Raw genomic sequence first — 12,538 nt, forward strand, 5'->3', positions numbered from 1 at the left:
GCCCGCGTACGGGCGGCCGTACGGCCATGCGGGCAAGGTCGTGGCCCGGGCCCCGGCGTACGGGCGGCCAGTGTCGTGTCCCGGGTCCGCGCACGAGCGGGCAGCCGGGCGGCCGGGCGGCCAGTGTCATGGCTCGGGCCCGCGTACGGGCGGCCGTACGGTCAAGGTCGTGGCTCGGGCCCACGCAGGTCGACGGGGACGGGAGCGCGGCTGCCACGGCGCGCAGGGCGGAGTCGGGGTCGTCCTCGCGGAGGACCGCCGGGCGATGCCGCGCGCCTGGAGGAGGCGTCGAAGTCATCGCCGGCAGTCCCGCGCGCGGGTTCCCGCACACGTCGGCGCTGCCCGCGCGGGCGCGATCAGGGGAGTACCGGCCCTTGAGCGGTGAGCGCCGACTCGGTCAGGAGTCGGCCACCGTTGGGCATGAGGTGTTGTCGGGACCTGGTCAACACGCTTCAATGCGGGGGAACTCGGGGCCCTGAACGACGGCGTACGGATGTGAAGACCCCCGACGCCGGCACGGTGGCCCCGGCTCCTCTTCGCACACGGTCCGACCAACCGTGGTGACCATTCACAGAAAGGGCCCCTGCATGCCGCACGCCACACAGCACGCGGACGTCGCCGGCGTCGCCACCGCGGACCTGGACTCGGCTCTGCGTGGCGGCCCCTTCCACGTCGCCCTGCGTGCCGCGATCGCCGCCCGCGGACTGCCGTTGCAGCGCGTGCAGCACCATCTGTCACGCCACGGGGTCAATATCGGTGTGACGAGCCTGAGTTACTGGCAGCAGGGTGCCCGGCGTCCCCAGCGCCCGGAGTCGCTGCGGGCCGTGCGGGCGCTGGAGGAGATCCTCCAACTGCCGGAGGAGTCGCTGATCCGGCTGCTCGCGCGGGCCGACGAGGATCCCGCGGCGCGGCGGCCCGCGGCCCGCTCCTACCGCTCCCTGGTGGCCGCCTCGGAGATCCTGGACCAGTTGCTGGCCGAACTGGGCTCACCGCTCGACGGCGGACTGCACACCCTCGGGCACCACGAACGGGTACGGATCGGTGCCCGCCGAGAGCTGGCGGGACGCGAGTCGCACCACATCGTGCGCGCCCACCGGGACGGCGTCGACCGCTTCGTGGCCGTCCACCACGGTGACCCGGGGTGCGCACCGGAGCGGATGACCGTGCGGGCACTGGAGAACTGCCGTACCGGGCAGATCCGTTCGCACGACGGCACCGGGGTGCTGGTGGCCGAGCTGCTCTTCGACACGCGGCTGCGGGCCGGTGACACCTTCCTCTTCCGGTACACCGTCGAGGACGGCACAGCGGGCGTGTCGCGGGAGTGCGTCCGCGGGTTCGGGCCCGCGGGCGGCCAGTACGCGCTCCAGGTGCGGTTCGACGAGGAGGCGCTGCCCGTGCGCTGCCACCGGTTCACCCAGCATTCGGCGGCGGCGCCCCGCAGCAGCCGCCAGGAGCTGGCCCTCACCGGACGCCACCACTCGGTGCACCTCGTCGAACCGCGGGTGCGGTCGGGGATCGTGGGGATCGCCTGGGACTGGGAGTGACCGTACCCGGCGGGCCACGAGCCGACAGGCCACGAGCCGGCGCGGCCGGCGGTGGCAGCGGTCAGAGGGTCGGTTGCGGTCGCGGTGGTGGCTGCGGTGGTCGCTGCGGTGGTGGTGCCGTCCGACGCCTCCTTCGATGACGCTTTCGACGTACGTAAGCGTTTGCGCAAGCGTTTACGTCTGCCACTGGATGAGATATGTTCCCGGTGCCCATCCCGGGAAGGGGACTCCATGCCGACCATGGCCGACGTCGCACGCAGCGCCGGGGTGTCCGTGGCGACCGTCTCGCACGTACTCAACGACACCCGGCCGGTGCTGCCACGCACCCGCCAGGCCGTGCTGGACGCCATCGACGAGCTGGGCTACACGCCCAACACGCTCGCCCGCTCCCTGGTGACCTCCCGCACCCGGTCCATCGGCCTCGCGGTGTCGGCGATCAGCAACCCGTACTTCACGGAGATCCTCCAAGGCGTCGAGGCCGCCGCCCTGGAGCACGGATACAGCCTCCTCATCGCCGATCCGCACGACGACCCCGCGCACGAACGCAAGGTCGTCCAGCTCCTGCACGAGCGGCGGGTGGACGGCATGATCGTCGCGCCTTCCGCGGATCCGCGCGACCTCGTCTCCTACCTGCGGCGGCACGCCGTACCGACCGTGTTCCTCGACCGGGTGGTCGACTCCCCGGCGGACAGTGCGCCGCACTTCGACCAGGTCTGCGCCGACAGCGCCGAACCGACGGCGGAGCTGGTCACCCATCTCGCCGATCTCGGCCACCGGCGGATCGCCCTGGTCGCGGGCCGGCCCGGGCTGAGCACCACCGCTGAACGGATCACGGGTTACCGGCACGGCCTCGCCGCGGCCGGGTTTCCCTACGACCAACGCCTGGTGGCGCACGGCGACTCCGAGTCGGCCGGCGGGCAACGCGCCACGGCCGCCCTGCTGTCCCTGGCCGCGCCGCCCACCGCGCTCGTCACCGCCAACAACGCGATGACCCTGGGCGCCCTGCGCGCGCTGCGCGAACGGAACCTGTCCGTGCCCGAGGACATCGCGCTGTGCTGCTTCGACGACTTCGACTGGGCCGACCTGTTCACACCCCGGCTCACCGCGATCGCCCAGCCGAGCAAGGAGATCGGCGCCCAGGCGGTCCAGGTCCTCCTGGACCGCCTCGCCGCCCCGGACCGGCCCACCACCACCGTGCGGCTGACCTGTACCTTCGTCCACCGCACCTCCTGCGGATGCCCAGCCGAGCCGGAGGGGTCCGCGCAGTCCCGGTGATCTCGGCAGCCCAGGCCGCACCAAGGCCCCAGAAATCCTTGAAGTCCCCGTAGCTCTCGCGATCTCTCAGTGCGAGGAAGGAAGCGTCTCGTGATCGTCGTCGCCGGTGAGGCCCTGATCGATCTGGTACCGCAGGGCACGGGCGCCCTCGCGGGTCTGCTGCCGGCACGCGGCGGCGGCCCCTACAACACGGCTGTGGCCCTCGGCCGGCTCGGCTCCCCCACAGCCTTCTGTTCCCGCGTCTCCCGTGACGCCTTCGGTGAGACCCTGCTCGACGGGCTACGAGGAGCGGGGGTGGACGTCTCCGGCGTACAACGCGGTACCGAGCCGACCACTCTTGCCGTCGCCACCATCGACCCACACGGCTCGGCCGCCTACTCCTTCTATGTGGACGGCACCGCCGACCGGCTGTTCACAGCCCCCGGAGGGCTGCCCGAGGGGACGCGGGCGGTGTCCTTCGGCACCTGTTCCCTCGTCCTGGAGCCGGGGGCGACCGCCTACGAGGAGCTGATGCGGACCGCGTCAGCGCAGGGCGTGTTCACCACGCTCGACCCGAACATCCGGGCCGGCCTGATCCCGGACGCGGACGCCTACCGGGCCCGGTTCAAGAGCTGGCTGCCGTCGGTGTCGCTGCTCAAGCTCTCCGAGGAGGACGCCCTGTGGCTGGGCGGCACTCCGCGCGAGTGGCTGGCCGCCGGTCCCGCGGCGGTCGTGATCACCCAGGGCGGCGACGGGCTGGCCGTCTTCACCCGGGACGGCTCGGTGCACTCCGTACCGGGCGAGAAGGTCGACGTGGTGGACACGATCGGCGCGGGCGACACCGTGAACGCGGCCCTGTTGCACGGCCTGTCGGCGCGGGGCGCCCTGTCCTGCGATGCGCTCGCCTCCCTGGGCGCCGACGGCTGGATGCGACTGCTGCGCTTCGCGGCCCGCGCTGCGGCGATCACCTGCTCCCGAGCGGGGGCGGAACCGCCGTACGCCCACGAACTGGACGGCTGACAGTCTGCGGCTGAACCTGGGTGACCGCGGAGATCGGCCCTGCCTCCATCGACACCGGCGCCGCCGACCCGGGACGCGCACACCGGCGCGGCCGATCTGCCGGACGTGGAGAAGCGTCCGACGATGGCGTTCCGCTCGACGCGCGTGTCCGGGGAGGGCGAGGACTGGACGTCGGAGGGGGACCTGACCATCGGGGACGTGACCCGCCCGGTCACGCTCGCCGTCGAGTTCGGCGGGGTGGTGGACTCCCCCGCGGATCAGAGGAGGCACGCCGGATTCGAGGCGACGGGTGAGATCCGGCGCGGCGACTTCGGACTGGACTTCGGTGCCGGGTTCCTCGGTGGTGTTGTCAAGATTCAGCTGGACATGCGGTTCGTCGAACCGCAGGGCCAGGGTGGCTGATGGTTGAACGGGCGGCGCCCCGCCGGGAGTTCCCGCGGGGCGCCGCTTTTTCTGGACTTGTCCGGGCGTGCCGCCCGTGCGGCTCAGGCCTTGCCGGTCGCCCGGGTCGCCTTCTTCGCCGGTGCCGACTTCTTCGCGGTCCCGGCCGCCTTCTTGGCGGACGCACTGCCGGCAGCCACCGCATCGGTCGTCGCCGTCTTGGCCGTCGCCGTCTTCGGCGCCGTCGACCGGGCCGCGACCGTCTTCTTGGCCGCCGCCCTGCGCGGAGCCTTCACCGGGGCCGCGTCGCTGATCCGGTCGGCGTCGAGGATCTCCCGCAGGAACTTGCCGGTGTGGCTGGCGGGGACCCCGGCGACCTGCTCCGGTGTGCCCTCGGCGACCACGAGACCGCCACCCGCGCCGCCCTCGGGGCCCATGTCGACGACCCAGTCGGCGGTCTTGATCACGTCGAGGTTGTGCTCGATGACGATGACCGTGTTGCCCTTGTCGACCAAGCCGGACAGGACGGTCAGCAGCTTGCTGATGTCCTCGAAGTGCAGACCGGTGGTCGGCTCGTCCAGCACGTAGACCGTGCGGCCGGTGGACCGCTTCTGGAGCTCGCTGGCGAGCTTCACCCGCTGGGCCTCACCGCCGGACAGGGTGGTCGCGGACTGGCCGAGTCGGACATAGCCGAGGCCGACGTCGTTCAGCGTCCTGAGGTGCCGCGAGATCGCCGGGACGGCCTCGAAGAAGTGCATGGCCTCCTCGATCGGCATGTTCAGGATCTCGGCGATGGACTTGCCCTTGTAGTGGACCTCCAGGGTCTCCCGGTTGTACCGGGCGCCGTGGCAGACCTCGCACGGGACGTACACGTCCGGGAGGAAGTTCATCTCGATCTTGATGGTGCCGTCGCCCGCGCAGTTCTCGCAGCGGCCGCCCTTGACGTTGAAGGAGAAGCGGCCCGGCATGTAGCCGCGGACCTTCGCCTCGGTCGTCTCGGCGAACAGCTTGCGGACGTGGTCGAAGACACCGGTGTACGTCGCCGGGTTGGACCGGGGCGTACGGCCGATGGGCGACTGGTCGACGTGGACGACCTTGTCGACGAGGTCGTCGCCGTCCACGCGCGTGTGCCGCCCGGGAACGCTCCGGGCGCCGTTGAGCTCACGGGCCAGGTGCGTGTACAGGATGTCGTTGACCAGCGTCGACTTGCCGGAGCCGGACACGCCGGTGACCGCGGTGAACACGCCCAGCGGGAAGGACACGTCGATGTCCTGGAGGTTGTTCTCGCGGGCGCCGTGCACGGTGAGCTGCCGGGACGGGTCCAGGGGGCGCCGCACCTCGGGCAGCGGGATGGCCTTCTTGCCCGACAGGTACTGACCGGTCTGCGACTCGGGGTTGGCCAGCAGGCCCTTCAGGGAGCCGCTGTGCACGACCTTGCCGCCGTGCTCTCCGGCACCGGGGCCGATGTCGACGACCCAGTCGGCGACCTTGATGGTGTCCTCGTCGTGCTCCACGACGATCAGCGTGTTGCCCATGTCACGCAGCCGGACCAGGGTCTCGATGAGCCGGTGGTTGTCCCGCTGGTGCAGGCCGATGGACGGCTCGTCGAGCACGTAGAGGACACCGACGAGGCCGGAGCCGATCTGGGTGGCCAGGCGGATGCGCTGGGCCTCACCGCCGGAGAGGGTGCCGGCCGCGCGGTTCAGCGAGAGGTAGTCCAGGCCGACGTCGACCAGGAACCGCAGCCGCTCGTTGACCTCCTTCAGGACGCGCTCGGCGATCTTCTTGTCCCGGGCGCTCAGCTTCAGCTCGCCCAGGAACTCCGCGCAGTCGCTGATGGACATCGCCGAGACCTCGGCGATGGACCTGCCCATGACCGTGACCGCGAGGACCAGCGGCTTCAGGCGCGTGCCCTCACAGGTGGGGCAGGGCACCTCGCGCATGTAGCCCTCGAAGCGCTCGCGGCTGGCGTCGCTCTCGGACTCGCTGTGCCGGCGCTTGATGAAGGGGACGGCGCCTTCGAAGGGCGTCGTGTAGACCCGCTCGCGGCCGTACCGGTTGCGGTAGCGGACCTCGATCTGGGTCTTGTGGCCGTGCAGCAGGGCCTTCTTGGCGCGCTGCGGCAGCCCCGCGAAGGGGATGTCCGTGCGGAACCCCAGGGCGTCGGCCAGGGCGCCGATCAGGCGGCTGAAGTAGTCCTTGGTGTGCCCGTGCGACCAGGGGTGGATGGCGCCCTCGTCGAGCGACTTGTCCTCGTCCGGGACGATCAGCTCGGGGTCGACCTCCATGCGCGTGCCGATGCCGGTGCAGTCGGGGCAGGCGCCGAAGGGCGAGTTGAAGGAGAAGGAGCGGGGCTCCAGCTCCTCGAAGGACAGGTCGTCGTACGGGCAGTACAGGTGCTCCGAGAACATGCGCTCGCGCTCGGGGTCGTCCTCCGCGAGGTCGACGAAGTCGAGCACGACCATGCCGCCGGAGAGGCCGAGGGCCGTCTCCACCGAGTCGGTGAGGCGGCGCTTGGCGGAGTCCTTCACCGTGAGGCGGTCGATGACCACCTCGATGGTGTGCTTCTCCTGCTTCTTCAGGGTGGGCGGGCTGGAGAGCTGAACGGTCTCGCCGTCCACCCGCGCGCGGCTGTACCCCTTGGTCTGGAGATCGGCGAAGAGATCGACGAACTCGCCCTTGCGCTCACGCACGAGCGGGGACAGCACCTGGAAGCGGCTGCCCTCCGGCAGCTCCAGGACCCGGTCCACGATGGCCTGCGGCGACTGGCGCGAGATCGGACGGCCGCACTCGGGACAGTGCGGCTTGCCGATGCGGGCGAAGAGCAGGCGCAGGTAGTCGTAGACCTCGGTGATGGTGCCGACCGTCGAGCGCGGGTTGCGCGAGGTCGACTTCTGGTCGATGGAGACCGCGGGCGACAGACCCTCGATGAAGTCGACGTCCGGCTTGTCCATCTGGCCGAGGAACTGACGGGCGTACGAGGAGAGCGACTCCACGTAGCGCCGCTGGCCCTCGGCGAAGATGGTGTCGAAGGCCAGGGAGGACTTGCCCGACCCGGACAGGCCCGTGAAGACGATGAGCGAGTCGCGAGGCAGGTCGAGCGAGACGTTCTTCAGGTTGTGCTCGCGCGCGCCACGGACGATGAGACGGTCGGCCACGCCGGTCCGCACCTTTCTTGAGAGAAGTGACAGGGGCGAGGCCCCCGTGCTTTCTCAGACTAGGGGGAGCCACTGACAACGCCGGTCGGATTCCCGGATGCATAACAATCCCCGGCTCTCCAGCATGCCCGACGCCACAGGCGACCCTATAGCACGCACATTCGATTTACGGCGCCTGCTCGCCGCCTTCACCCGAAGGTGTGGCCGGAGCTAGGGTCAGGTACATGATGGATCACGCGCATGACCTGGCGTCTGTACACGACGCTACCGAGCGGCTGCTCAGCGCGGTCGCCGAACTGGACAACGCGTCTGTGACGGAGCCGTCACGACTGCCCGGCTGGACCCGCGGCCATGTCCTGGCCCATCTCGCCCGCAACGCGGACGCCCTGGTGAACGTTCTGGAGGGCCGTCCCATGTACGTCTCCGGTGACGCCCGGGACGCGGACATCGAGCGGGACGCGCCGCGCACCCTGGACGTCCACCTCGCCGACCTGCGCGCGAGCGCGGCCCGCTTCCAGCAGACGGCGTCCGCGCCGGCGGACTGGTCGCGCACGGTCGAGCTGCGGGGCGGGGTCACCGACTCCGCGTCCCGGGTGCCGTTCCGGCGCTGGATCGAGGTGGAGCTGCACCACGTGGACCTCGGCATCGGGTACGCGCTGGAGGACCTCCCCGAGGAGTTCGTCCAGCGCGAGATCGGCTTCCTCGCCGAGCGCTTCCGGGGCCACCCCGACGTGCCGCCCCTGCTGATGGAGCAGGACGACGGCCGCCGGGTGCGGTCCGGCCGCGACGGCGAGCCGGAGCTCAAGATCACCGGCTCCCGGGCCGACCTCGTCGGCTGGCTGTCCGGTCGCCCCACGGGCTCCGCACCGGCCGTGGAGGGCGGCCCCCTGCCGAAGCTGCCGCCGCTGTAGCCCCGGCGGCTCCCGCACCGCTCCGCCGGCGGCCCCGGCCCCTCGGCCGGGCTCCTCCCCAGGCCTCCGCTATAGGCTGAGCGTCATGACGTACAGCGGAGCGGTGAAGGTCGGTGGCCCGGCCGACGTGCACGAACTGCGCGACCTGATGATCACGAAGATCGCGGTCGGTCCCATGGACAACAACGTCTATCTGCTGCGCTGCCGGGCCACGGACGAACAACTGCTGATCGACGCGGCCAACGACGCGGACACCCTGCTGGGCATGATCGGTGACGACGGCATCGCGTCCGTCGTCACCACGCACCAGCACGGCGACCACTGGCAGGCGCTCGCCGAGGTCGTCGCGGCCACGCGCGCGCGTACCTACGCCGGGAGGGACGACGCCGACGGCATCCCCGTGCCGACCGACGTCCTGGTCGACGACGGCGACACCATCCGCGTGGGGCACGTGGAACTCACCGCGCGCCACCTGGTCGGGCACACGCCGGGTTCGATCGCCCTGGTCTACGACGACCCGCACGGACATCCCCACGTGTTCACCGGCGACTGCCTCTTCCCCGGCGGCGTGGGCAACACCCGCAAGGATCCGAAGGCGTTCGCCAGCCTGATCCACGATGTCCGGACGAAGATCTTCGACGCGCTGCCGGACGAGAGCTGGGTCTACCCGGGACACGGCAACGACACCACGCTGGGCGCGGAGCGTCCGCACCTGCCGGAGTGGCAGGCGCGCGGGTGGTGAACGGAGGCTGACCGCGAGTGGTGAGCGCGGGGCTTTGAAGGCGCGGCGGTGAGGCGTCCCGCGTACGCCCCCTGCCCCCGCGTACGCCCGCGGTGAGCACGTCCCGCGCGCGCCCCGTGTGAACGGTTCACACGCGCCGGTGTCACGCGCGCGCTCCCGGCGCACGTGGTTGCGCAGTCAACTGGAAGCAGCCCCGCACAGGATGACGGCTCCTGCGCGGTACGGGCCGCCGGTCTGTCGATCCCCGCCCTCGACCGGCGGCCCGGCTGCGCGCGCGGGACCGCGCGTGAAGTGTTCACAAGAACGCAACACCCGTTCCCACCATGCGAACAGTTTCCGCTGTGACCTCGACAAACGGGACAGCGGACTGTCAATCTCGCGCCATGCATCCTGCCCCGCGCGTACTGCGCCGCGCTGTCGCCGTCGCGACAACAGCCCTGCTCGCCACCGCCGTCGGCTGCGCTCCGCAGCCGCAGGAGAAGGCGGCCGACACGCCGTCGGGGTCGGCCACGTCCACCTGCGCCCAGGGCAAGCTCGCCACCAAGACCTCCGGCAAGCTGACCATCGCCACCGACCAGCCCGCGTACGAGCCGTGGTTCAAGGACGACGAGCCGACGAACGGCCAGGGCTTCGAGTCGGCGGTCGCGTACGCCGTGGCGAAGAAGCTGGGCTACGACAAAGGTGCCGTCGTCTGGCAGAGCGTCCCCTTCAACAAGGCGTTCGCGCCCGGGGAGAAGACGTTCGACTTCGACATCAACCAGGTCTCGATCAGCGACGAGCGCAAGAAGGCCGTCGACTTCTCCTCCGGCTACTACGACGTACGCCAGGCCGTCATCGCGCTCAAGGGCACCAAGGCAGCGAAGGCGACGAGCATCGCGGACCTGAAGGGCCTCAAGCTGGGCGCCCAGGTCGGCACGACCAGCCTCGATCACATCGACGACGTGGTGCGGCCGGGCCGGGACGCGGCTGTCTACGCCAAGAACGACCAGGCCAAGTCCGCCTTGCAGAACGGTCAGGTCGACGCCATCGTCACCGATCTGCCGACCGCGTTCTACATCACCGCGGCCGAGGTGACGGACGCGACGATCGTGGGTCAGTTCGAGAACCAGAGCGGCACACCCGAGCAGTTCGGACTCGTGCTCGACAAGGGCAGCGCGCTCACCTCCTGCGTGACGGACGCCGTCGACGCCCTGCGCGAGGACGGCACGCTGGCCAGGCTGGAGCAGCGGTGGCTGTCCGACGCCGTCGACGCCCCGGTGCTCAAGTGACGCTCACGAAGGACGAGTCCGGCCGGGAGGGAGCGGACGACAACGACGGCACGGGCGACAAGGGCGGCAGGACCGCCCTGGAGGACGGATACACGCCGTCGCAGCGCCGCATCGAGCGTGAGGCCTACAAGCGCGCCCGTTCCCGTCGTGCCACGGCCGTCGCCGCCCTCTCCACCCTGGCGACGGCCGTCGTCCTCTACCTGGTCGTCGTGGGCGCGCCCGGCTGGCCGCGTACCAAGGAGACCTTCTTCAACGGGCAGTACGCGCGCGAGGCGCTGCCCAAGGTCCTCGAAGGGCTGTGGCTCAACCTCCGGCTGCTGTTGGTCTGCGGCGCCGCCGTGCTGGTCCTCGGGATGCTCATCGCGATCGCCCGCACCCTGCGCGGCCCGGTGTTCTTCCCGCTGCGCGTCCTGGCCGCCGCCTACACCGACTTCTTCCGCGGACTGCCGCTCATCATCAACCTGATGATCGTGGTCCTCGGTGTCCCCGCGCTGCGGCTGCAGGGCGTGACGGTCGACCCGGTGGTGCTGGGCGGCACGGCCCTCACCCTGACGTACTCGGCGTACGTCGCCGAGGTGTTCCGCGCCGGCATCGAGTCCGTCCACCCCTCGCAGCGCGCCGCGGCCCGTTCCCTGGGGCTCGACAACCGGCAGGCGCTGCGGTACGTCGTCCTGCCCCAGGCCGTGCGCCGCCAGGTGCCGCCCCTGCTCAACGACCTGGTGTCGCTGCAGAAGGACACCGGGCTCGTGTCGATCGGCGGCGCGATCGACGCCGTCCGGGCGGCCGACATCATCGTGGGCCGCAGCCTCAACTACACGCCGTACATCGTCGCGGGCCTCGTCTTCGTGGCGCTGACGATCCCGATGACCCGGTTCACGGACTGGGTGACGGCCCGGATGGACCGTCGCCGGGCCCAAGGAGGAGTCCTGTGAGCGACACCCCGGTGCTGCGCATGCAGTCCGTCCGCAAGACCTTCGGCGGCTCGGTCGTGCTGCGGGACGTCGACCTGGAGGTGGCCCCGCACACGGTGACCGCGCTGATCGGGGCCTCGGGCTCCGGCAAGTCCACGCTGTTGCGGTGCGCGAACCTCCTGGAGGAGATCGACGACGGCGCGATCTGGCTGGACGACGAGGAGATCACCGACCCGCGCGTGGACCAGGACGCGGTACGCCGCCGCATCGGCGTGGTCTTCCAGGCGTACAACCTGTTCCCGCACATGACGGTGGAGGAGAACATCACCCTGGCTCCGCGCCGGGTGCACAGGGTGTCCCGCGCGGAGGCCGAGGCACGCGCGCGTGCGCTGCTGGAGCGGCTCGGGCTCGCCGAGAAGGCGGGCGAGTACCCGGACCGGCTGAGCGGCGGCCAGCAGCAGCGGGTGGCGATCGCCCGCGCCCTGGCCGTACGTCCGCGGCTGCTGCTGCTCGACGAGATCACCGCCGCGCTCGATCCGGAGCTCGTGGGAGAGGTCCTCAGCGTGGTCCGCGGTCTGAAGGAGGACGGCATGACCATGGTGCTGGCCACACACGAGATGGGCTTCGCCCGTGAAGTCGCCGACCAGGTCTGCTTCCTGGACGCGGGTGTGGTCCTGGAGCACGGCACCGCCGAGCAGATCTTCGGCGCCCCGCGACATGAACGTACGCAGCGGTTCCTGCGGCGGATCGTGGAGGCGGGCCGGCTGTGAGGAGCGCCCTGGGACGGGAGTACCGAGGCGCCCCTTGAGGACTCGCTTCAAGGAGCCACCGCGCCCCTCTGCACTCCCTCTACGCCCGTAAACGCTTACGCGTCGGCCTGTCCCGACCCCGCGAGCGCCGCCACCCGCTCCACGCCGAACACGTACCCCTGCACTCCGCACCCCGCGATGACACCGTCGGCGCGCAGCGAGACATACGAGTGGTGCCGGAAGGACTCGCGCTGGTGGATGTTGGAGATGTGCACCTCCACCACCGGCAGCCCGTCACAGGTGTTGAGCGCGTCCAGGATCGCGACGGACGTGTGCGAGTAGGCGCCGGGATTGATCACGATCCCGCAATGGTTCAGCCGTGCCTCGTGGATCCAGTCGACCAGCTCGCCCTCGTGGTTCGACTGCCGCAGGTCCACGGTGCCGCCGTGCGCGGCCGCCGCCTTGGCGCACAGGGCCTCGACGTCGGCGAGGGTGTCCGAGCCGTAGATCTCCGGCTGCCGCTGGCCGAGCAGGTTCAGGTTGGGGCCGTTGAGGATCATGATCGGGGCGTTGGCCAGGGTGCGGGGCACGGTTCCTCCG

At 70.9% G+C, this 12,538-nt stretch carries 10 protein-coding genes and 1 pseudogene; 9 read left to right on the forward strand and 2 right to left on the reverse strand.

Annotated elements, in window-relative coordinates; all coding sequences use genetic code 11:
* The first annotated feature begins 587 nt into the window (after window positions 1-587).
* The 4 genes and pseudogenes from QQS16_RS12460 to QQS16_RS12475 form a co-directional block, all read left to right on the forward strand.
* Window positions 588-1,544, forward strand: a complete 957-nt coding sequence (locus QQS16_RS12460; protein ID WP_286061707.1) for a hypothetical protein — start codon at window positions 588-590, stop codon at window positions 1,542-1,544.
* 231 nt (window positions 1,545-1,775) lie between these two features.
* Window positions 1,776-2,819 carry a LacI family DNA-binding transcriptional regulator gene (locus tag QQS16_RS12465; protein ID WP_286061708.1) on the forward strand — a complete coding sequence of 348 codons (1,044 nt, stop codon included), beginning with the start codon at window positions 1,776-1,778 and terminating at the stop codon, window positions 2,817-2,819.
* 90 nt (window positions 2,820-2,909) lie between these two features.
* A complete protein-coding gene (locus tag QQS16_RS12470) occupies window positions 2,910-3,818 on the forward strand; it encodes a carbohydrate kinase family protein (protein ID WP_286061709.1) in 909 nt (302 codons plus the stop codon).
* A gap of 20 nt (window positions 3,819-3,838) precedes the next feature.
* A pseudogene (locus QQS16_RS12475) lies at window positions 3,839-4,220 on the forward strand (YceI family protein); the annotation flags it as partial.
* A gap of 83 nt (window positions 4,221-4,303) precedes the next feature.
* On the opposite strand, the gene uvrA reads toward QQS16_RS12475, so the two are convergent.
* Window positions 4,304-7,357 carry an excinuclease ABC subunit UvrA gene (gene uvrA, locus QQS16_RS12480; protein WP_286061710.1) on the reverse strand — a complete coding sequence of 1,018 codons (3,054 nt, stop codon included), beginning with the start codon at window positions 7,355-7,357 and terminating at the stop codon, window positions 4,304-4,306.
* A 224-nt stretch (window positions 7,358-7,581) separates the two neighbouring features.
* Here uvrA and QQS16_RS12485 point away from each other — a divergent pair, with 224 nt between their 5' ends.
* The 5 genes from QQS16_RS12485 to QQS16_RS12505 all read left to right on the forward strand — a co-directional run bounded on the left by QQS16_RS12485 (window position 7,582) and on the right by QQS16_RS12505 (window position 11,959).
* Window positions 7,582-8,268, forward strand: coding sequence for a maleylpyruvate isomerase family mycothiol-dependent enzyme (locus QQS16_RS12485; RefSeq protein WP_286061711.1), 687 nt, complete (start codon window positions 7,582-7,584; stop codon window positions 8,266-8,268).
* Window positions 8,269-8,353: 85 nt separating this feature from the next.
* A complete protein-coding gene (locus QQS16_RS12490; RefSeq protein ID WP_286061712.1) occupies window positions 8,354-9,010 on the forward strand; it encodes an MBL fold metallo-hydrolase in 657 nt (218 codons plus the stop codon).
* 383 nt (window positions 9,011-9,393) lie between these two features.
* Complete coding sequence (locus QQS16_RS12495) at window positions 9,394-10,278, forward strand: ABC transporter substrate-binding protein (protein WP_286061713.1); 885 nt, start codon at window positions 9,394-9,396, stop codon at window positions 10,276-10,278.
* Window positions 10,275-11,210 (forward strand): amino acid ABC transporter permease, encoded by a 936-nt coding sequence (locus QQS16_RS12500; protein WP_286061714.1) that lies wholly within the window; start codon window positions 10,275-10,277, stop codon window positions 11,208-11,210. The genes QQS16_RS12495 and QQS16_RS12500 overlap by 4 nt, the downstream gene beginning before the upstream one ends.
* 20 nt (window positions 11,211-11,230) lie before the next feature.
* Complete coding sequence (locus QQS16_RS12505) at window positions 11,231-11,959, forward strand: amino acid ABC transporter ATP-binding protein (RefSeq protein ID WP_286066296.1); 729 nt, start codon at window positions 11,231-11,233, stop codon at window positions 11,957-11,959.
* 95 nt (window positions 11,960-12,054) lie between these two features.
* Here the strand turns inward: QQS16_RS12505 and aroQ are convergent, their stop codons facing one another.
* The gene (gene aroQ / locus QQS16_RS12510; RefSeq protein ID WP_286061715.1) at window positions 12,055-12,528 is read right to left on the reverse strand and encodes a type II 3-dehydroquinate dehydratase; all 474 of its coding nucleotides are present in this window, start codon (window positions 12,526-12,528) and stop codon (window positions 12,055-12,057) included.
* Window positions 12,529-12,538 lie beyond the last annotated feature (10 nt).

It is taken from the genome of Streptomyces sp. ALI-76-A, assembly GCF_030287445.1.
Classification (GTDB): Bacteria; Actinomycetota; Actinomycetes; order Streptomycetales; family Streptomycetaceae; genus Streptomyces.